This is a genomic window from Corynebacterium tuberculostearicum (genome assembly GCF_022347235.1).
Classification (GTDB): Bacteria; Actinomycetota; Actinomycetes; order Mycobacteriales; family Mycobacteriaceae; genus Corynebacterium; species Corynebacterium tuberculostearicum_F.
The window spans coordinates 62,666-82,111 of the sequence record NZ_JAKRDX010000009.1 but is presented as its reverse complement, the minus strand read 5'-3'; the positions used below and the strand labels follow the sequence as shown (position 1 = coordinate 82,111).

At 60.8% G+C, this 19,446-nt stretch carries 18 protein-coding genes; 11 read left to right on the top strand and 7 right to left on the bottom strand.

Translation table 11 applies throughout. The annotated features are described in order from the left end of the window. The first annotated feature begins 85 nt into the window (after positions 1-85). Complete coding sequence (msrA, locus tag MHK09_RS06550; protein WP_250413049.1) at positions 86-733, top strand: peptide-methionine (S)-S-oxide reductase MsrA; 648 nt, start codon at positions 86-88, stop codon at positions 731-733. On the opposite strand, the gene MHK09_RS06545 is transcribed toward msrA, so the two are convergent. After that, positions 730-2,472, bottom strand: a complete 1,743-nt coding sequence (locus MHK09_RS06545; protein WP_200436301.1) for an alpha/beta-hydrolase family protein — start codon at positions 2,470-2,472, stop codon at positions 730-732. The two genes, msrA and MHK09_RS06545, sit on opposite strands and share 4 nt — an antisense overlap. Before the next feature lie 87 nt (positions 2,473-2,559). Here MHK09_RS06545 and MHK09_RS06540 point away from each other — a divergent pair, with 87 nt between their 5' ends. The 3 genes from MHK09_RS06540 to MHK09_RS06530 are packed head-to-tail and all read left to right on the top strand — an operon-like array spanning position 2,560 to position 5,152. Then, positions 2,560-3,507 (top strand): L-lactate dehydrogenase, encoded by a 948-nt coding sequence (locus MHK09_RS06540; protein ID WP_179387159.1) that lies wholly within the window; start codon positions 2,560-2,562, stop codon positions 3,505-3,507. Continuing rightward, a complete protein-coding gene (locus MHK09_RS06535; protein ID WP_250410521.1) occupies positions 3,507-4,211 on the top strand; it encodes a glycerophosphodiester phosphodiesterase family protein in 705 nt (234 codons plus the stop codon). The genes MHK09_RS06540 and MHK09_RS06535 overlap by 1 nt, the downstream gene beginning before the upstream one ends. Positions 4,212-4,231: 20 nt before the next feature. After that, positions 4,232-5,152: a DUF5926 family protein gene (locus MHK09_RS06530; RefSeq protein ID WP_250413048.1), complete on the top strand. Its 921-nt coding sequence runs from the start codon at positions 4,232-4,234 to the stop codon at positions 5,150-5,152. 50 nt (positions 5,153-5,202) lie between these two features. Here the strand turns inward: MHK09_RS06530 and MHK09_RS06525 are convergent, their stop codons facing one another. The 3 genes from MHK09_RS06525 to MHK09_RS06515 form a co-directional block, all read right to left on the bottom strand. Continuing rightward, positions 5,203-6,441: an LCP family protein gene (locus tag MHK09_RS06525; protein ID WP_250413047.1), complete on the bottom strand. Its 1,239-nt coding sequence runs from the start codon at positions 6,439-6,441 to the stop codon at positions 5,203-5,205. Positions 6,442-6,504: 63 nt separating this feature from the next. Then, positions 6,505-7,203, bottom strand: a complete 699-nt coding sequence (locus MHK09_RS06520) for a CPBP family intramembrane glutamic endopeptidase (RefSeq protein ID WP_250413046.1) — start codon at positions 7,201-7,203, stop codon at positions 6,505-6,507. Next, complete coding sequence (locus MHK09_RS06515) at positions 7,200-8,336, bottom strand: amidase (protein ID WP_250413045.1); 1,137 nt, start codon at positions 8,334-8,336, stop codon at positions 7,200-7,202. The genes MHK09_RS06520 and MHK09_RS06515 overlap by 4 nt, the downstream gene beginning before the upstream one ends. Before the next feature lie 33 nt (positions 8,337-8,369). Here MHK09_RS06515 and pheA point away from each other — a divergent pair, with 33 nt between their 5' ends. Together pheA and MHK09_RS06505 are read left to right on the top strand one after the other, a co-directional pair. Further along, positions 8,370-9,266 (top strand): prephenate dehydratase, encoded by an 897-nt coding sequence (gene pheA, locus MHK09_RS06510; protein WP_200435628.1) that lies wholly within the window; start codon positions 8,370-8,372, stop codon positions 9,264-9,266. A gap of 9 nt (positions 9,267-9,275) precedes the next feature. Next, entirely contained in the window at positions 9,276-9,929 is a 654-nt protein-coding gene (locus MHK09_RS06505) for a histidine phosphatase family protein (RefSeq protein WP_250413044.1), read from the top strand. Here the strand turns inward: MHK09_RS06505 and MHK09_RS06500 are convergent. Genes MHK09_RS06500 through MHK09_RS06490 form a run of 3 tightly spaced genes read right to left on the bottom strand, consistent with a single transcriptional unit; the run spans position 9,926 to position 12,132 of the window. Next, positions 9,926-10,273 (bottom strand): metallopeptidase family protein, encoded by a 348-nt coding sequence (locus tag MHK09_RS06500; RefSeq protein WP_049377520.1) that lies wholly within the window; start codon positions 10,271-10,273, stop codon positions 9,926-9,928. The two genes, MHK09_RS06505 and MHK09_RS06500, sit on opposite strands and share 4 nt — an antisense overlap. Then, a complete protein-coding gene (locus MHK09_RS06495) occupies positions 10,273-11,346 on the bottom strand; it encodes a septum formation family protein (protein ID WP_250413043.1) in 1,074 nt (357 codons plus the stop codon). Before MHK09_RS06495 ends, MHK09_RS06500 begins: the two co-directional genes overlap by 1 nt. 36 nt (positions 11,347-11,382) lie before the next feature. Then, positions 11,383-12,132 (bottom strand): GntR family transcriptional regulator, encoded by a 750-nt coding sequence (locus tag MHK09_RS06490; RefSeq protein ID WP_250413042.1) that lies wholly within the window; start codon positions 12,130-12,132, stop codon positions 11,383-11,385. Between the two features lie 65 nt (positions 12,133-12,197). On the opposite strand from MHK09_RS06490, the gene serS reads away from it, so the two are divergent. The 5 genes from serS (at position 12,198) to glpK (ending at position 19,430) form a co-directional block, all read left to right on the top strand. Further along, positions 12,198-13,454 (top strand): serine--tRNA ligase, encoded by a 1,257-nt coding sequence (gene serS / locus MHK09_RS06485; RefSeq protein ID WP_150850412.1) that lies wholly within the window; start codon positions 12,198-12,200, stop codon positions 13,452-13,454. A 101-nt stretch (positions 13,455-13,555) separates the two neighbouring features. Beyond that, positions 13,556-15,091: a lysophospholipid acyltransferase family protein gene (locus MHK09_RS06480; protein WP_250413041.1), complete on the top strand. Its 1,536-nt coding sequence runs from the start codon at positions 13,556-13,558 to the stop codon at positions 15,089-15,091. A gap of 297 nt (positions 15,092-15,388) precedes the next feature. Continuing rightward, entirely contained in the window at positions 15,389-17,113 is a 1,725-nt protein-coding gene (locus MHK09_RS06475) for a glycerol-3-phosphate dehydrogenase/oxidase (protein ID WP_250413040.1), read from the top strand. A gap of 3 nt (positions 17,114-17,116) precedes the next feature. Continuing rightward, entirely contained in the window at positions 17,117-17,854 is a 738-nt protein-coding gene (locus tag MHK09_RS06470; RefSeq protein ID WP_086588558.1) for an MIP/aquaporin family protein, read from the top strand. A gap of 28 nt (positions 17,855-17,882) precedes the next feature. After that, positions 17,883-19,430, top strand: a complete 1,548-nt coding sequence (gene glpK / locus MHK09_RS06465) for a glycerol kinase GlpK (protein ID WP_250409100.1) — start codon at positions 17,883-17,885, stop codon at positions 19,428-19,430. Positions 19,431-19,446: the final 16 nt, after the last annotated feature.

Sequence of the window (19,446 nt, the reverse complement as noted above, 5' to 3'; positions counted from 1 at the left end):
GAACTAGCGCGAATATTAACTGGCCGCGGAATAGCTTTTCGCAGTACAATGTTGGGAAGAAGGAATAAGGAAGGAGCTATACCTCATGTGGATGTTTAAGCCGGAGCCCAAACTTGTTGCTGCAGACGATGCTCTGCCGGGACGAACGGAGCCAATCCTAGACCCCGCCCCGCACGCCGTTTTAGGAACACCGATTACCGGACCGTGGAAGGACGGGCAGCGCTCCATTCTCATTGCGTTGGGATGTTTCTGGGGCGCGGAGAAGATGTTCTGGGAGACAGAAGGCGTGGAGTCCACCTCAGTGGGCTATGCGGGCGGTACCACCCCGAATCCCACGTACTACGAGGTGTGCCGTGGGCTAACCAACCATGCCGAGGTGGTGGAGGTGGTCTATGACCCGCAGCGCATCAGCCTGCGCGATCTTGTCGTACAGGCCCTAGAAGCACACGATCCCACGCAGGGCTTCCGCCAGGGCAACGATGTAGGAACGCAATACCGCTCTGCTTTCTACCCACGCACGGAGGAAGAGCGGGCAGAAATCCAGGGCATCGTGGATTCCTATGCAGAAAAACTCAAAGAATTCGGATTCGGGGATACCACCACGGAGGTCAAACTGCTCTCTGAAACCGATTCTGGGGAGTACTACCTGGCCGAGGATGAGCATCAGCAGTACCTATATAAGGTTCCTAATGGGTACTGCCCGCACCACAGTACTGGGGTGAAATGCGACTAAGCGTCGCGCCGGATAAAGCGGGCAATCTTTTTGGCCAGCTTCGGCGTGAGGGATTGGCGCGATTGGGATCCTAAGACCTCATCCCAATACCAGAGCATTTCCTCAAAATAGTTGTGTCCGTGCCCGCCAGGGACGTTGAGGGAATTGATCTGGTCCAAGCCAATTTGCCACCAGGTAATAAACGGCACCCAATGCAGCTGCCGGAAGGTATCCGCGTGCAAAGCTTCCGGCTGTGGTTCATGGATCCAGGTGGGCCTGCGCACGAGAAGGTTAAGATCCCACCACACGATGGCGTCGGAAGCATGCTGAGCAATGAGCATGCGGGGCCGGCGCCAGGTATGGGCGTAGTCATTGCCAAAGGCATCGTGCAGCGTATGGTCAGGGGCCGCGGCGTAGCGCACATGCTTGCCGCCATCGATAACGGGCAGGCGTTCTAGTGAACCAATATCCCGGCGCAGGCGCTGGGTAAAGTGCGTCATGCGCGGAGGCCCAGAAAAGACCGCGCCATTGCAGGCGGAAAGTAGGTCCTCCACATTATGGTAGTTATCCATAATGGCGTAGGCGCCAAGCGATTCACCTGCGAAATATAGCCGTGGGCGGTTTTCTTCCGGCAGCCTATCTATCTCTTCGTGTATCACCCGAATCAATTCGCGGGCCGCCTGCTTTGGCGCATTCTTATCCACGAGGTAGGAAAAAACCGAAGGCAGGTAGGAGTACTGCATGGTGACGGTGACGCAATCACCACCGGTCAAAAACTCATAGGAGCACGCACCCCAGTTATTGATCCATCCCGAGCCGGCGGGCATCTGGATAACAATAGTCTCTCGCCGCAAGGCACCGGTGCGTTCGAGTTCGGCGCGGATCTTTTCCGCGGATTGTTGGAAGGAGCGCCCTGGAATGTATCCGGCGTAGATGCGGATCGGTTCCTTTGCATCGGTTCCCGTCACTGTGCGGATATCGCGGGCGCGGGGGCCATTGGAGACAAAGCGGCGTCCCTGTTGTCCCAATGCCGACCACGGCTCGAGCGACCACGGACTGCCGGAGCGCTCCGGCTCCCACGGCATGGAGGTGCCGGGGAAAATCTGCTTATTTAACCGCTGCGCTTGGTGCGATAGCGAGCGCAGCCAGCGTCGAAAGACCACGCGGTCAGAAAGTGCAAACGCCGTGAGGCTCAGTCCCGCGGTAACCACCGGCCACGCAATGAGCGCCGGCACCCAGCGGCCCAGCTGGCGTGACAGTTTGGTGACGGCAAGCTGCGTGGCCTCCCCGATGAGTAGGAGCGTGCCGTAGCCTGCGGTGCCCGCAGCCAGGCCGATGGCCGCTGTGACGGGCCCGCGCACGAGCTGCTTATTGACCAACTCCGCCTGTTTTTTCTGATTGCGCAGCGAAAGCACGGCATTAAATGCAGTCCCAGCGCCAATAGCAAGGTGCACAATTTGTCGATGTTGAGGTCCGAGGCGGTCCTGCGGGCGCTTGCCAATGCGATTGAGCACGAAGCTTGTTGACGCCGCCCCTAGATGCCCGACGCCCTGCCCGATTGCCACGTTGGCGGCGGTCACCCACCACGGACGGGGCAGTAAGGAAGGCGAAACAGCAGCCCACGTAGCTAATTCCGCACCCAAAATTCCAGCCGACATATTGGGCGGTAAGGTTTGCCGGCTGGTCATACGGACGATGGGCGTGAGATCCGCGGCTACGCCAAGAGCGGTTAGTGCAGCGCGGCGGAGTGCGCGTTTCATAATGCCCGATTCTCCCAGATTTCGGTGGGAATTTCAGTGTGAGACTTAGCCCGTGCAAAAATCTCCACAAAGTTGCACAATAGGGTCATGGCAAATCATGTAGGAAACAAAGTAGTTCTCATTGGCGCCGGCGATGTGGGAGTCGCTTACGCCTTCGCTCTCATCAACCAAAGCATCGTTGACCACCTGGCAATCATCGACATCGATGAAAAGAAGCTAGAGGGCAACGTCATGGACCTCAACCACGGTGTTGTGTGGGCCCCGACCCGTACCCGCGTCACCAAGGGCACCTACGCCGATTGCGCAGACGCCGATATGGTCGTCATCTGCGCCGGTGCCGCACAGAAGCCGGGTGAGACCCGCCTGGACCTGGTGGGCAAGAACGTCAAGATCATGAACAGCATCGTCTCTGATGTCATGGCGAATGACTTTGATGGCATCTTCTTGGTTGCCTCCAACCCGGTGGACATCCTGACCTACGCCGTATGGAAGGCTTCCGGCCTGGATCACAAGCGCGTCATCGGCTCCGGCACCGTGCTGGACTCCGCTCGTTTCCGCTACATGCTGGGCGAGCTGGAAGATGTTGCACCGAAGTCCGTACACGCCTACATCGTGGGCGAGCACGGCGATTCCGAGCTGCCGGCCGTCTCCACCGCCAATATCGCCGGTGTCCCGATGTCCAAGAAGCTGGACTCGGATCCGGAGTATGCAGAGCGCATCGAGAAGATCTTTGAAGACACCCGCGATGCCGCCTACTCCATCATTGACGCTAAGGGCTCCACTTCCTTCGGCATTGGCATGGGCCTGGCCCGCATCACCGCCGCCGTCATCCAGAACCAGGATGTGGCGCTGCCAGTATCTGCTTACCTGCAGGGCGAGTACGGCGTAGAGGATCTCTACATCGGCACCGCTGCCATCATCAACCGCTCCGGCATCGTGCGCGCGATTGAGCTGCAGCTCAGTGAACACGAAAAGGAGCGTTTCGATGCTTCTGCCAAGACCCTGAATGACATCAAGGAAGAGTTCTTCGGCTAGTGAAGATTGTCGCCCATAGGGGATACTCCGGAAAATATCCGGAGCTATCCCCTCTAGCTTTTGAAAAAGCCCTAGATTTGCCAATCCATGGCGTCGAGTGCGATGTGCGCTTGACGCGCGATGGAAAAGTAGTGGTTCAGCACGATCCCACGTTGGACCGCACCGCGGGGCGCCCCGGCCGCATTTCCAAGATGGACTGGGAAGAATTGCGCGGCGTTGACATCGGTTCGGGCCAGCGCATGATGCTTCTCGACGAACTCTTGGAACTGCTCGAGGGCAAACCGCACCACCTTTATATCGAGACTAAGCACCCCTCCGGGCAGGGCGACATCCTGGAGGAGCAAACGGTGCTGCGCCTGCGTTATGCGGGGCTTTTCGATGACCCCCGGATCCACGTCATTTCCTTTTCCCACCACGCCATCCGCCGCATGCAGAATTTGGCGCCGCACATGGACCGGATTTATCTTCGTCGCGATTGGGAGCGCCACGTCAACCGCCCCGATGTCATGCTGTCCAGGCCCACCGCGCTTGGCGTATCGTTGCTGCGCGCGAAGCTGCGTCCGGCGATTATCGGCGCGCAGGGATTGCCTACCTACCTGTGGACCGTAGACAAGCCGGAGGATATGAAGTGGGCGTGGGCTAACGGGGTAGATATGCTCGCCACCAATCAACCCGAAGTGGCCCTACATGCCATTGAGCTCTAGTAAGCAGGTATCTTGGAGGCATGGCCAAGAAGAAAAAGAACAAGGAACAGCTGCCTGAGGGCATGTCCCGCCGCCAGGCAAAGCTCGCTGCCCGCGCCAAGGAGCGCGCCGCCCTGGAAAAGGATCCCCGCCCCTACGGCGGACTTGCTGCGGAGGCCTCCCTGGTCGCCATGCAGGAGTTCGTCCCCTCCGCTTTTGCCAAGCTTGACGTCAAAGGCTGCGACAAGAACGTGTATGTAGCCACCGTCCTGCCGGGTGCTTCTGCTGCGCTCATTCGTGACACCGAATTTGGCGGCGATGCCTTCGTGGGCCTGCAGGTACAGTCCCACACCCACAACCCGGGCCGCGACCTCGCCTTTGCCCTTAACTGGGTGAAGAATAACGAGCCCGGCGCCACCCTGGAATCCACCGCGGCTGACGGCTCGGAGCCGAAGCTGGAGGAGCTTATCGATGCCTCCGCTACCCTCGACGTGCAGGTTCACCAGGACTTCGAATGGTGGATCCCGGAGGGCGCACAGGTCACCCCGCAGATTGCGCAGTCGCTACGCGCCGCAAATGATTCCGTCATCGAGTCCCACGAGGTGGGCGAGAACATCACCGGTGCGGCCTTCTGGGCAAATGCCGGCGGCGGCAAGGCCCACATCCGTTGGGTCCGCCCGAATGATGATGAAGCCGCATTCCTGAACGCTTTGGCGCGCGTCGCCGCCCGCGGTGAGCTGAACTTGGGCGAGGGCACCAAGTTCGCCGGTGTCTTCCGCACCCACGGTCTTATTGCTCCGGTCTTCGACTTGGATCCAGAGGTTGACCACGCTTCCTATGAGGATCACCTCACCCGCGTGGACAAGGCATTGGAGGAAGAAATCTCTAATGATGCCCAGCTGAGCGCCGATGAGCGCAAGCAGCTAGAAAACATCAAGTCCCGCCAGGTGACCCTGCGCTAAAGACAGGAAAATGGCCCTTCCCCGGTAGAGGAAGGGCCATTTTTTGATCGCTATTTGAGGGAATCCCACAACCCGGCGGCTGCTTCATCGTCCCAGAGGACGACGTTGCCTACCTCGGTATCTTGGAATCCGCCGATGGGGACGGTCTCGGTGTCTACACCGGAGCCCATGGCCAGTGCCACGCGGGCGAGGTGCCAGACGTGGTCGCCCTCGCCCACGATGAACGAGGAGGCGGTGTGGTTGACCAAGGAGAAGGCGCGGAATGGGTTGATCAGGGTGGCTGGGGAAGCAACCTTGTCCAGCAATGCGGAGAAGAATTCGCGCTGTCGCTGCACGCGGTCAAGGTCACCCATGGCGGTGGCGCGGGTGCGCACGTAACCGAGGGCGTCGCGGCCCTTGAGCTTTTGGCAGCCGTCTTGGAGATCAATGCCGGCCAGCGGGTCATTGATGGGTTCTTTCACGCACACGTCTACGCCGCCGACGGAGTCGACCACATTGGCTAGGCCACCCATGCCGATCTCGGCATAGTGGTCGATGTGCAAACCGGTCGTGCCCTCGACGGTTTGGGCAAGCAGCTGCGGCCCACCGTAGGTAAAGGCGGCATTGATCTTGTCCATGCCGAAACCGGGGACTTCCACGTAGCTATCACGTGGGATGGAAACGAGCTTGGCCTTGCCGGTGCGAGGGATGTGCAGCAGCATGATGGTATCGGTGCGGCCTTCGCCCACATCACCACCGGTGCCGAGCTCCGCCTGCTGTTCCTCGCTGAGGCCTTGGCGGGAATCGGAACCGACGAGCAACCAATTGGTGCCAGCGGTATTAGACACCTGTTCTTCTGGCAGCGCCTCCACGCGGGTGAGGCGGGCATCGGCCCAGAACATGAAGACGAGGTTGAATACCAGTAGGACAACGAGCGCCAAGCCAACGCAGCCGAGGGCGCGCTTGGCCGGATTGACCTTTTTACGCCGGCTATGCGGGCGCTGCCGGGGTGCCGGGCGTGGCGCGGTGCGACGAGGTGGGCGCTGCTGCGCGCGGTACTGGCTGGGGTAGCGGCTCGGCGTTGGCGGCGGAGTGCGGCGCTGGGGCTGTTGCTGTGGCTGCGGAGCGCGAAAGGATTGTTGCTCGGGTTCCACGCGCCGCGGTGCCGGGCGGGCGGAGGAACGGCGTCGAATGGGGCGGCCGTATCGATCCTTGAGGGGACGTCCATCGGCCCCAAGGACGAATTCAGTGGAGGAGTCGTCGCCGGCGCGGCGGGCCTCCCTATGCGGATCTCGTCCTGATTCAGTCATGCGCTATACCTTACAAGGAGCAGGGAGTAACGCCTGCTTCGCGACGTCCCCTTAAGGGCATTTTCACAGGAAGGAATAACCCACGAATGCGACGGCGTCGATAAGAAAATGCGCTATGACCAGCGGCCATACCCGCCCCGTGCGGTGGTAGTAATAGCCGTAGATTAACCCCATGATGATATTGCCAAAGCCAGCGGAAACTCCCTGGTAGAGGTGGTAGGAACCGCGGAGAATGGAGCTTGCGGCCAGCGTGGCTGGCAGCGACCAGCGGGCCTGGCGCAAGCGCGTCATCAGCCACATCACGACCACGGTTTCCTCCGCGAAGGCGTTGGCAGCGGCCTTGAGGAGGGAAACGGGGATTTCCACCCAGGCATTGGCGAAGTCGCCGGGAATGACCTCCTTGCTCCACCCAAAATGCACCGCCGCGAAATACAGGGCGAGTCCCGGGATGCCAATGAGAGCGGCAAGCCCTGCGCCTTCTAGCCAGTCGCGGGCGCGGTGGGGCCGGGGCACTATGTGATCCTTGGCCAGCAGGAAAAGCGCTAAGGCTCCATAGGAAAAGAGTACGGCGGCCGAGCACAGCTGCAGTCCCATATCCACCCAGGCAAGAGAGGACTGGCTGGAATTGAGCGTGACCGATTGTTCGTCGAGCCGCTGCGGCGCGGCCAGGGAATTGATGAGGTTTAACACCGCCCGCACCCCGGAAATGCCAAAGGTGAGGGTAAGGACGATGAGCAGTTCGGCGCGTAGGGACTTGGTCATGGGTGGAGGATGTGGGCGAGGCCGAGCAGGGCGGCGTCGGAAAGCGTAATGCCTCCCAGGTGCACGCCTACCGGCGGGTGATTGGGAACGGCCCATGGCACGGAAATGGCTGGCAGGCGGGCCATGTTGAAGAGGGAACCCCACGGAGACCACCGGGTCTGGGCTGCGAAATTCTCCGCATGGGGCAAGGACAGGAAGTGGCCGGTGCGCGGCGGGTCCGTGGTGAGCATCGGGGTGAGGATGGCATCGACGCCCCATTCCCGGGCCAGCAAGTCGGGCAGCTGCCGGACATGCGCCCGCGCCGCGGCCAGCTCAGCGGAGCTCACGCGCCGGCCCTGCTGGGCAATCCACTCCGCATAGCCTGCCGCTGGGTTCAACCCCGCCAAGCGGGAGGTAAAGGTCGTGCGGAAATGCGCAAAGGTGGCCCGGGCCTGCGGATACGGGGAAATGGGCACCACGGTGAAGCCGGCAGCTTGTAGGCGTTGGGCGGCCTCGCGGGCGGCGCGCAGGTGGTGGGCATCGACGTTGGCGTCGCAAAACAGCGGCTCTACGAGCAGGCCAATGCGGGCGCGCGGGGTGATCATGCGGTGGCCATGCAGAAAGGCATTATCGGCCACGGTCCGGGTGATAAAGCCCTGCACACCCAGTTCATCACCTGCCGGTTTAAAGCCCACCACGCCGCAGGCCGCGGCCGGCACTCGGATGGAACCGCCGCCATCGCTGGCGTGCGCCGCGCGCAGCAACCCCCGCGCGACCTGTACCGCCGCACCACCCGAGGAACCACCCGGAGTGCAGCCGGGATAGAGGGGATTATAGGGATGGGGCAGGCCTACTGGTTCCGTATCTACGCGCAGACCCAACTCCGGGGTGGAGGATTTACCGATGATGCGCGCACCCTGCTTCTCCAAGGCTTCAATAAAGGCATCGCTGCGCTCGGGGTAGTAGGTGCGATCGACATTTCCCAAGGTAGTAGGCATGCCGCGGACATCGCAGAGATCCTTAGCGGAGAGGACCCAGCCGGTCAGCCGGCCTCGGCCGGAGGGCTCGCGGTCTACATCCAGGTAGGTGAAACCGTGTTCCTCGGGGGCAAGACCGTGCAGATCCGCGCGGAGTTGTTCTACGGAAAAGTCCATGGGGCACCAGTCTAGTGGGCTAAGGTGACGTGCATGACTACCACCATCGCCTTCCTGGGGCCAGCCGGAACCTTCACGGAAGCCGCCGTGCATAAGTTTGCCGCGCACCTGCCGCAGGTAGAGACCATGCCGGTTGGCTCGCCTTCGGAGGCCGTGGCCGCCGTGCGCGCCGGGCACGCCGAGTACGCCTGTGTAGCCATTGAAAATTCCGTCGATGGTGCGGTCACCACCACCTTTGATGCGCTGGTTGAAGCCGAACCGGTGCAGATTTACCGCGAGGTGGATATCCCCGTGGCCTTTAGCATCATGACCCGGCAAGGCGCGGGTGACATTGCGCGGCTGAGCACCCACCCGGTGGCGTTCCAGCAAATCCGCGGTTGGGTAAAAGACAATCTGCCGGAGGCAGAGTTCGTGCCGGCCAGTTCCAATGCTGCGGCGGCCGAGGCTGTAGCCCGTGGGGAAGCGGATGCGGCCGCAGCGCCGGCGCGGGCCGCCGAGATCTTCGGCCTGGAGACCATCGCCCAGAGCGTGGCGGATGTTGAGGGTGCCGCAACGCGCTTTGTCCTGGTGGGGCGTCCGGGAAAACCCACTGCGCGAACGGGCCAGGACCGCACCAGCGTCATCTTCACCCTGCCAAATGAACCGGGCAGCCTGGTGGGGGCGTTGCAGGACTTTGCGCACCGCGGGGTGGACCTGTCCCGGATTGAGTCGCGCCCCACGCGGGAGGCCTTTGGTACGTACCGCTTCTACGTGGACCTCATCGGGCACATTGACGATCAACCGGTGGCGGAGGCGCTGCGGGCCTTGTGGTTGCGGGCAGAGGACTTGCTTTTCCTTGGCTCCTGGCCGGCGGCAACGCCCGCGGGCAAGCCACCGCGCGATCTGGCAGCGGCGGATGATTGGGTAGCGCGGGCACGCAGGGGCCAATAATCTAGAAGCATGCCCGGAAGAATTATCCTGCTGCGCCACGGCCAGACCTATTCCAATATTTCCCGCTTCCTCGATACCCGCCCGCCCGGGGCAGAGCTTACCGAGCGCGGGCGCGACCAAGCTACGGAGGTAGGCCGTGAGCTAGCGCAGTTGGTGGGCGAGCGCGAGGTGGAATTTAAATGCTCCATTGCCCTGCGCGCTCAGCAGACCGCGATGCTGGCGGCACGCGCCTTTGAGCAGGAGCGCGGCATGCCGGAATTTTCCCAGCGGGTTGACGTAATTGCCGGCGTGCACGAAATTTTCGCCGGTGACTGGGAGATGGACGGTAGCGAGGATGCCCATAGGTCGCACATGGTGGCCATGCGTGGCTGGTGCGATGGCGAGCGCGGCGCCGGGATGGAAGGCGGCGAGACCTTGGATGATGTGCTGGCGCGCTACCAGCCGGTGCTGGAGGGCATTGCGGAGCAGCTTGCCGACGACCACGATGTCATCCTTGTCAGCCACGGCGCCGCCATCCGCGTGGTCACCAAACACGCCACGGGTGTTGATGCCGACTTTGCCTATACCGGCTACCTGGCCAATTGCCGCTTTATGGTGATGGAACCGCGCGGCAAGGACTTTGGTGAGTGGACGTTGACCCGGTGGGCGGATACGGAGCTCTAGCCCCAGCCCAAGCGGTGCAGCTCCTCTTCCTCGAGGCCAAAGTAATGGCCGAGTTCGTGGAATACGGTGACTTTGACCTGCTCTGCTAATTCTTCCTCGCTGCCGGACCAGCGCTGCAGCGTGTTGCGGTAAATGAAGATCGCATCGGGCAGGAAACCGGTGTGATCGAAGGTGCGGTGGGGCAGTGCCACGCCCTCGTAGAGCCCTAGCAACATAGGGTTATCGGGGTTTTCATCTTCGACCAAAATGACGAGGTTGCGCATGCGGCGCACGAATTCCTCGGGGACTTGATCCAGCGCCTCGTTGACCATCTCATCGAAGCGCTCTTCCGATACCTCCACCATTAGGGCGCTGGGGCCGGGGCGGGGGCGGCAGACTCGGGTGCCGGGCTCTTGTCCTTGTCCTCACGCAGTGGATTGCGCTCGGGGCGTTCCTCCGGCGGTTGGCCGTCGATAGTCAGCGCTTGGCGGCCACCGGTAGCGGAACCGGTGATGGCAGAGAAACCGCCGCCTTCGCGGGCATGCACAAGGGAGCAATTGACGGACTTGGTGCCGCCATTCCACGAGGCCTCGGTGATAGAGCCCCAGAATGGTTGCAGCGTGGACTGGTAGAGCTGCTCCTCGCCGCCAAGGTAGTCCTCGGTGGCAGCGGTACACGTATCGGATAAGAACTTGTCCATATCCTTGCCGTCCGGGTAGCCGTCAGGGAACTGCTTGCCCACATCGATGACGGAAACGGTCTCCATCTGGTGGGGCTTAGCGCAGTCAACGACGTGCGGAACCTGCTTGTCATCGATGGCCAAGCACTCGCCCGGCTTGGCGAGGTTTGCCTGCTCGGAGGCCTCGACGTTGCCGGTAGTAAGCTGCGGTACACCGTGATCATCGGTGGTTTGCAGGCCGCATAGCAAGGTGCGGTCGCCGCGATCCCAGGCGGACTGCGGCGGCAGAATGGACGCCACATCGTACTTGCCATTCGGATCCCACTTACCGTGCAGGTAGCCCACAGTGGCGGATTCGCACAGCTCATCGCGCAATTGGTGTTGGCGGGTAAGCGCTGGGCGGGTGGCATCAGGGCCGAATTCGCTGGTGGGGTAGACGCTCAGGTCTTCGGTCTTGGAAACTTCGAAGCGGTGCTGTTCGGAGCACGGTACTTCCTTGAACCCGGTGGCGGAGCCATCCTGGGCGATGTCCCACGTCAAGCAAGCGCCGGCGGCCGCAGCGGTGAAGGGCTCCGGTTTAGGAGCGGCGGTTTCTGAAGTATCCCCGCTATTGTGCTGCTGGGCAGCGGTAGTGTCTTCGCCGCCCGATTTGTGGGAGCTGATAACGCCATAGATGCCCATGAAAACGGCCGCCGCGATTGCCGCAATCAAGACAATCTGGACGGCCACAGCGGAACGCCACGCAGGTGATTTCTTCATAAGGCCTTTAATCTTACCTTTTAAGCAGGGTGCTGGCTAGATACTGTTCTCCCTAGCCACCCGGGTAGTCAGCCGGTAGCGGTCGGTGCGGTAGACGGAGGAACACCACTCCACCGGCCTATCGCCCGAGCGGGAGTAGCGCACGATGTGTAGCAGCGGGGTGCCCACGGGGACGTCGAGAAGCGGGGCAGTGTCCGCATCGGCGGAAATCGCCGAGACCGTTTGATCCGCATCGGTGATGGGGACGTTAAAGACGGAGTCGAGGATGGCGTAGACCGAATTGTAGGTGTCATTTTCTAGCAGGCTGGGCGCATACGTGGAGTTATACCAGCCGTCATCAATGGAGTAGGGCTCGCCATCGCCCAAGCGCAGGCGGCGCAGGTGAATATGTTCGGTTTGGGCAGGAGTATCAAAAAAGAGGGCGGCATCCTCCGGGGCGCTGCTGCGTCCGCTGGTAAGGATTTTGGAGGAGGCGGTGACGTCTTGTGCGCCCATCTCATCCGAGAATGAGGCCAGGTGGAGCCGGGAGACAAGGGGATTGGGCGCTACGAAGGTGCCCTTACCGCGGACGCGGCGCAATTTTCCGGCCGAGACAAGATCCCCGATGGCGCGGCGGACCGTGATTCGTGACACGCCATACGTTTCTTCAAGAAGCCTCTCGCCGGGCAGGATATCGCCGGGTTTGAGGGTCGTGCGGCACAATTCTTCGAGGATATCGTGCAATTGGGTGTGTTTTGGAACGGGACCGTCCGTAATTGTGCGGGCGGGGAGCTGAACGGCGGACATAAAGCCATCATAATTCGCTGGTTATTACCACCGCAAGATGTTGTCAATACGCTAAACTTACATTCGTGATTGATCTCAAGCTACTCCGCGAAAACCCTGACGTTGTCCGTGCTTCCCAGGTGAACCGAGGTGAGGATCCCTCCCTCGTAGACCAGCTCTTGGAAGCTGATGAGCAGCGCCGCGCTGCTATCCAGAAGGCCGACGAACTGCGCTCCGAGCAGAAGGCTTTTGGCAAGAAGATTGGCCAAGCCTCCCCGGAGGAGCGTCCGGCACTGCTGGAGGGCTCTAATGAGCTGAAGGCCAAGGTCAAGGAGGCGGAAGAGGCACAGTCTGCCGCTGAAGCCAAGGTGGAAGAGCTGCAGTACAAGCTCGATAACGTGGTCGAAGGTGCCCCGGCCGGCGGTGAAGATGACTTCGTAGTGGTCGAAGAAGTAGGCCAGATTCCTGAGTTCGACTTCGAGCCAAAGGACCACCTTGAGTTGGGTGAGTCCCTCGGTCTCATTGACGTCAAGCGTGGCGCCAAGGTAGGCGGCGCTCGTTTCTACTACCTCACTGGCGATGGCGCCTTCCTGCAGCTGGGAATGCTGATGCTCGCGGCGCAGAAGGCGCGCGAAGCTGGCTTCAAGCTGATGATCCCGCCAGTTCTGGTTCGCCCAGATATTATGTCCGGCACTGGTTTCTTGGGCCAGCACTCCGATGAGATTTACTACCTGCCGGCCGACGATATGTACCTGGTCGGTACCTCTGAGGTGGCCCTTGCTGGTTACCACAAGGATGAGATCATCGACCTCTCCAATGGCCCGCTGCAGTATGCCGGCTGGTCCTCCTGCTTCCGCCGTGAGGCTGGCTCCCACGGTAAGGACACTCGCGGCATCCTGCGCGTCCACCAATTCGACAAGCTGGAGATGTTTGTCTACTGCAAGCCGGAGGACGCGGAAGAAATGCACCAGCGCCTTCTGTCCATGGAAAAGGACATGCTTGCAGCCATGGAACTGCCTTACCGCACCATCGACATTGCCGGTGGCGACCTCGGTTCTTCGGCGGCCCGCAAGTTCGACAATGAGGCTTGGGTTCCCACCCAAGGCACCTACCGTGAGCTGACCTCCACCTCGAACTGCACTACCTTCCAGGCTCGCCGCCTGTCCACCCGCTACCGCGACGAGAACGGCAAGACCCAGACCGCAGCTACCCTGAACGGCACGCTGGCGACTACCCGCTGGCTCGTCGCCATTCTGGAAAACCACCAGCAGGCCGACGGCTCCGTCGTTGTCCCTGAGGCCCTGCGCCCGTTCGTGGGCAAGGATGTCCTGACCCCGCAGTAAGTCCGCCGTCGTCCTGGAGAGTTATGAACGCTGCGACGAATTTCCTGTACCGCCAGATCACCCACATTGGCAGGGGGGTGACTCTGGCACAGGGATTAAAAATGCGCCTTTCGGGGGAAGAAAATATCCCCGATAAGGGCGGCGCGGTGTTGGTCTGCAACCACACCGGCTACATGGATTTCCTCTTCGGCGCCTTTTTGGCCTATCGCAAGAAGCGTCTGGTGCGCTTCTTGGCTAAGGCTGGAATCTTCAAAGCACCGGTGGCGGGTCCGTTGTTGAAGGCCATGCATCACGTGCCAGTTGACCGTATAGATGGCAGCGCCTCCTTCCGCCAAGCGGTACAGCTGGCCAAGGACGGCGAACTCGTGGGCGTGTTTTCTGAAGGCACAATTTCCCGCAGCTTTGAAATCCGCAGCATGAAAAGTGGCGCCTCCCGCATTGCCTATGAGGCGGGGGTGCCGGTAGTCCCACAGGTCATTTTTGGTTCGCAGCGCCTGTGGACCAAGGGACACAAAAAGAACCTGGGACGGACCAAGACCCCTGTCTTTATTACCGCCCTCGAACCGTACTATCCCACCGGCGATGCGGAGGCTGATACCGCGGAGATTCGACGCCGCATGCAAGAGGCATTGGAAGGGCTATGGGAACAGTACGAAGCCGAATTTGGACCCATGCCTGCCGGTGAATACTGGGTGCCCGCCCGTAAAGGTGGAGGGGCTCCTACCCTTGAAGAGGCAGAAGCTCGAGATGCTGAAGTAGAAACCGAGCGCCACCGCGTACGCCGGTTGCGCGACGATCTAGTGGGCCTCAAAGAACGGGTCTCCGTTACTACGGTTGACTTGGTGCGCAACCACATGGCCGCCGCCAAGGGAGCGGACGGGGAGGAGCCAAAGAATAAGGCGCGGACCGCCCCGGAGACCCTGGAGTGGATCAAGAACAACCTCAACGCCGTGGTAGAAGAGGCAACCCGCGGCTTGGATGAAGGTCGCGATAAGGTCGCGGATATCATGGCGCAGCTGAAGTCGGATGTGGCGCAAACCCAAGCGTCCATCACGGCCAGCAGTAAGGAGATATGGGCTGGTTCCGTAGCGGAGCAGGGCCTGTTGGCGGCAGCCACCCAATCCCGGCTTATCGTTTCGCGCTTGCCACACCGCATGAAGGCGCAATTTTCTTCCATCCCCCGCGTGGTAGTGGCGCAGAGCAGCGCGCTGAATTGGGAAGATGGCGCGCTAACTCCGCGATTGCACAAGGCTTTGGCAGATATCTACCCGGCGGCCGAAGTCCTGATCGTGATATCACCCGCCGGTGAAGTGGAAGTTCCGCAAGCCGTGTGGAGCGTTGTCGTTGATGAGGACGCTGTGCAGCCGCGACTCGATACCGATGCACTGTCCGTCACTGCCGCGACTGCGGTACAAGGCGTGGAGCGCATCCTTGAGGATCTGCAAGCTAAACCGGAGGAGACCCTGGTTTTTGCTAACGAGCCAGGAGATGAGGATTTCCTTGACCGGATGCCGGTGGTGGCTTTGGAAACTGCCCCTATCGAGGTGGTCAAAGGCGCTCAGGCGGTCACTTATTCTGCCGAGAAAGCCGGAATGCCCGAAGTGCTTGAAGCAATGGCGCGGTTAGCGCAGAAATAGCGAAGGATTTTCGTCCGCTTTGCACCCCCGCGAGGGGGTGGTTTTTCTTTTTGAATGTCTAAGTATTTTAAGAAAACTGACTGCTTACGGGCCTGAAACTTACGTGTGAGTAACCACATGTGTAACTCGCGTCCGTGACTCCTAACATAGATTTCAGGAGATAAAGTCTCTGCAGCCGCGGTGTGATACTTTCCACCGAAACCACAATTCACTGCTTTTGGCTGTGCTTTTGCCATCTCATTCATGGATTTATGGCGCAGGCACATGCAAGCACCAAGGAAGGAGATGCGGTCAGTAATGACCCAGCAAAGCAACCAATCCTTTAACCCCGAATACTTTGAAAATCTATGGAATGGATACGCGGATGAGGACTACGACGTAGTCATTATTGGTGGCGGTTCCGTGGGCGCCGGTGCGGCAGCAGACGCCGCTACCCGTGGCCTCAAGACCGCCGTCATTGAGGCACGCGACTTCGCCGCAGGTACCTCTTCCCGCTCCTCCAAGATGTTCCACGGTGGTCTGCGCTACCTGGCCATGTTTGACTTCCGCCTAGTGGCGGAGTCCCTCAAGGAGCGCGAGCTGAACATGTCTACCCTGGCACCCCACCTAGTGAAGCCGCTGAAGTTCATCTTCCCGCTGACCCACCACGTATGGGAGCGCGTGATGATGTTCGGCGGCTTTACTCTTTATGACCTCATGGGTGGCGCCAAGAGCGTCCCTATGCAAAAGCACCTGACCCGAAAGGGCGTGCTTAAGGTAACTCCGGGCCTGAAAGAAGATGCCATTGTGGGCGGCGTGCGTTACTACGACACCCTGGTTGATGACGCCCGCCACACCATGACCGTGCTGCGTACCGCCGCCGAGTATGGTGCCGATGTACGTACCAATACCGAGGTCATTGGCTTTGACAAGGATCGCGGCGGCCGCATCGTAGGCGCGAAGGTTCGCGATACCGCCACCGGCCGCGAGACCACCGTGCGCGGCAAGGTCTTTATCAACGCCACCGGTGTGTGGAATGACAAGATTCAAGAGATGGCCGGCGTGGAGGGCAAGTTCACCGTGCACGCCTCCAAGGGCGTGCACATCGTCGTGCCGAAGGATGCGCTCGATGCAGAGGCGGCCCTGTGCTTCGTCACCGAAAAGTCCGTCCTCTTCGTTATCCCGTGGGGCGAGTACTGGATCATCGGTACCACCGATACCGATTGGGAAAAGGGTCTCTCCTTGCCGGATCCGGCACCGACCAAGTCCGATATTGACTACATCTTGGATCAGGTTAACCAGCGCGTTCGCCGCAAGATCACCCGCGATGACATCGTGGGCGTTTACTCCGGCCTGCGCCCGCTGCTGTCCGGCAAGTCCGATTCCACCACCAACCTTTCCCGCAACCACGCCGTCGCACGCGTGGCCCCAGGCATGGTCTCTGTCGCCGGTGGTAAGTACACCACGTACCGCGTCATCGGTAAGGATGCCGTGGACCTGGCAGTGGAAGAGCTGGATACCAAGGTCCCAGAGTCCATTACCGAGCAAACCCCGATCTTGGGCGCCGCTGGCTACCATGCCCTAGCTAACCAGGTCCCGTCCTTGGCTCGTCGCTACAACCTGAGCGAGAAGTTCATTGAGCACCTGCTCGGCCGCTATGGATCCCTGCTGGGTGAGGTTTTGGCACCCGCAGCTGAGGATGCCTCCCTGCTCGAGCCAGTGCCAGGTGCCGAGTCCTACCTGTGGGCCGAGGTCCGCTACGCCGTCACCCACGAGGGTGCATTGCACTTGGAAGACATCCTGTCCCGCCGCCTGCGCATCGCCATCGAGTTCGGCGACCGCGGTGTGAACGCCGCCCCGGCCGTTGCTGATTTTGTAGCACCGCTGCTGGGCTGGAGCGACGCCGACAAGGAGCGCGAGGTATCCCAATTCAAGGCCCACACCCAGGCCGAACTTGAAGCAGAAGCTGCGGTAACTGACCGTGAGGCCAATGACATTTTGGTACGCGCAGGATCCGCCCGACCCACCCAAAACGAGGTATAAGTTATGACCGGATTTGATGCATTCCTGTGGGAGTTTATCGGCACTGCGTTGCTGCTCCTTCTAGGTAACGGCGTATGTGCGCTGGTAAACCTGCGCACCTCTGGCGCGCGCGGCTCCGATTGGGTCGTTATCGCCCTGGGTTGGGGCATGGCAGTCTTCGTCGGCGCGAGCGTGGCCGATCCCACGGGTGGGCACCTTAACCCCGCCGTCACCGTAATGTTGGCCGTCAATGGCTCGCTCGAGTGGTCTCTGGTGCCGTACTACTTCCTGGGCCAGATCCTCGGCGCTATCCTCGGTGCCATCCTGGCATGGGCTGCCTTCAAGCAGCTTTTCGACGCCAATAATTACGACGACGCCGGAAACGTCACCGGCGCCAATAAGGACACCAACGGTATCTTCTTTACCAAGCCGGCACATCCTAAGAACGGCTGGAATGCGGTGACGGAGTTCATCGCCACCTGCGTGCTGTTGATGTTCATTGCCTTCGGCCCCACCGGCGGCGAGCTTGGCCCAATGAGCTACTTTGCCGTTGCTTTCGTCGTGGTGGCGGTCGGCCTGTCCCTTGGTACCCCTACGGGTTATGCCATCAATCCGGTCCGTGACCTGGGCCCGCGAATTGCTTATGCATTCATCTTGCCCATCCAGGACAAAGGCAGCGCGAACTGGGGCTATGCCTGGGTCCCCATCGTGGCCCCGTTGGTCGCGGCCGTAGCCGTTGGCCTGTTGTCCGTTGCGCTCTAATTCCATCTTCGTATAGGAGACTAGACACATGACTAACAAGAAATACGTCGCCGCTATCGACCAGGGAACCACGTCGACGCGCTGCATCATCTTTGACCACAACGGCGAGCAGGCTGCCGTTGGCCAGCTCGAGCACGAGCAGATCTTCCCGGAGAAGGGCTGGGTAGAACACGACCCAGAAGAAATCTGGAGCAATACCCGTCGCGCCGTCGGTGAGGCTCTTGCCAATGGCGATATCACCGTCGAAGACATTGACTCGGTAGGTATTACCAACCAGCGTGAGACCACCGTGGTGTGGGATAAGCACACTGGTAAGCCGGTCTACAACGCCATTGTCTGGCAAGATACCCGTACCACCGCCATCTGTAAGGAACTCTCGGGTGAGGAAGGACCGGAAAAGTGGCGCCGCCGCACCGGTCTCATCATCAACTCCTACCCGGCGGGACCGAAGGTGAAGTGGATCCTCGATAACGTCGAAGGCGCCCGCGAGCGTGCCGAGGCAGGCGACCTGCTCTTCGGCACCATCGATAGCTGGCTGCTGTGGAACCTCACCGGCGGCGCCGAGGGCGATGCCGGCCGCGAAGCGCTGCACGCCACCGACGTCACCAACGCCTCCCGCACCTTGCTTATGGACATCGAAAAGCTGGAGTGGGATGAGGAACTGTGTAAGGAAATGGGCATCCCGATGTCCATGCTGCCGGAGATCCGCCCGTCCCTGGGCGATTTCCGTACCGTGCGTGAGCGCGGCTCGCTTTCCGGCGTGCCTATCCGCGCCATCCTGGGTGACCAGCAGTCCGCGATGTTCGGCCAGGGCTGCTTCCGCGCAGGTTCCGCAAAGAATACTTACGGCACCGGCCTGTTCCTCCTGCTGAATACGGGCACCACCCCGAAGTTCTCCGAGAACGGCCTGCTGACCACCGTCTGCTTCCAGCGCGAAGGCGAGCGCCCCGTGTATGCCCTCGAGGGTTCTGTATCTATGGGCGGTTCCCTGGTGCAGTGGCTGCGCGATAACCTGCAGCTCATCCCCAACGCTGCGTCCATCGAAAACCTCGCGCGCGAAGTTAAGGACAACGGCGGCGTTTATATCGTGCCCGCCTTCTCCGGACTCTTCGCTCCGTACTGGCGCCCAGATGCCCGCGGCGTCATCGTGGGCCTTACCCGCTTTGCCAACCGCAAGCACTTGGCCCGCGCCGTGCTCGAATCCACCGCGTACCAGACGCGCGATGTTGCCGACGCTATGGTGGCGGACTCCGGCGTGGAGATTACCGAGCTGCGCGTGGATGGTGGCATGACCATGAATGAACTGCTGATGCAGTTCCAGTCCGATATCCTCGGCGTGGAAGTACACCGCCCGAAGAATATCGAGACCACCGCTACCGGTGCTGCCTTCGCGGCAGGCTTGGACCATGGCTTCTGGGATGATCTCAGCGTCCTGGGCAGCCAGACCGGAGACATGAAGGTATTCAAGCCGAAGCGCGATAAGGAAGAGGTAGAGGGGCTCTACCGCGACTGGAAGCGCGCAATTAAGCGTTCCCTGGAGTGGGAGGATAATGAGGACGAGGACCTGAACATCTAAGTCCTGACGTAAACTC

What these genes read in the sequence shown, in the direction of transcription:
- MHK09_RS06480 (WP_250413041.1), top strand. Translation starts at nt 13,556, where the DNA reads ATGCGCCTTTCGGGGGAAGAAAATATCCCCGATAAGGGCGGCGCGGTG.
- pheA (WP_200435628.1), top strand. Translation starts at nt 8,370, where the DNA reads ATGACTACCACCATCGCCTTCCTGGGGCCAGCCGGAACCTTCACGGAA.
- MHK09_RS06525 (WP_250413047.1), bottom strand. Translation starts at nt 6,441, where the DNA reads ATGACTGAATCAGGACGAGATCCGCATAGGGAGGCCCGCCGCGCCGGC.
- MHK09_RS06500 (WP_049377520.1), bottom strand. Translation starts at nt 10,273, where the DNA reads ATGGTGGAGGTATCGGAAGAGCGCTTCGATGAGATGGTCAACGAGGCG.
- MHK09_RS06475 (WP_250413040.1), top strand. Translation starts at nt 15,389, where the DNA reads ATGACCCAGCAAAGCAACCAATCCTTTAACCCCGAATACTTTGAAAAT.
- MHK09_RS06540 (WP_179387159.1), top strand. Translation starts at nt 2,560, where the DNA reads ATGGCAAATCATGTAGGAAACAAAGTAGTTCTCATTGGCGCCGGCGAT.
- MHK09_RS06515 (WP_250413045.1), bottom strand. Translation starts at nt 8,336, where the DNA reads ATGGACTTTTCCGTAGAACAACTCCGCGCGGATCTGCACGGTCTTGCC.
- MHK09_RS06495 (WP_250413043.1), bottom strand. Translation starts at nt 11,346, where the DNA reads ATGAAGAAATCACCTGCGTGGCGTTCCGCTGTGGCCGTCCAGATTGTC.
- msrA (WP_250413049.1), top strand. Translation starts at nt 86, where the DNA reads ATGTGGATGTTTAAGCCGGAGCCCAAACTTGTTGCTGCAGACGATGCT.
- MHK09_RS06470 (WP_086588558.1), top strand. Translation starts at nt 17,117, where the DNA reads ATGACCGGATTTGATGCATTCCTGTGGGAGTTTATCGGCACTGCGTTG.
- MHK09_RS06520 (WP_250413046.1), bottom strand. Translation starts at nt 7,203, where the DNA reads ATGACCAAGTCCCTACGCGCCGAACTGCTCATCGTCCTTACCCTCACC.
- MHK09_RS06545 (WP_200436301.1), bottom strand. Translation starts at nt 2,472, where the DNA reads ATGAAACGCGCACTCCGCCGCGCTGCACTAACCGCTCTTGGCGTAGCC.
- MHK09_RS06505 (WP_250413044.1), top strand. Translation starts at nt 9,276, where the DNA reads ATGCCCGGAAGAATTATCCTGCTGCGCCACGGCCAGACCTATTCCAAT.
- MHK09_RS06530 (WP_250413048.1), top strand. Translation starts at nt 4,232, where the DNA reads ATGGCCAAGAAGAAAAAGAACAAGGAACAGCTGCCTGAGGGCATGTCC.
- glpK (WP_250409100.1), top strand. Translation starts at nt 17,883, where the DNA reads ATGACTAACAAGAAATACGTCGCCGCTATCGACCAGGGAACCACGTCG.
- MHK09_RS06490 (WP_250413042.1), bottom strand. Translation starts at nt 12,132, where the DNA reads ATGTCCGCCGTTCAGCTCCCCGCCCGCACAATTACGGACGGTCCCGTT.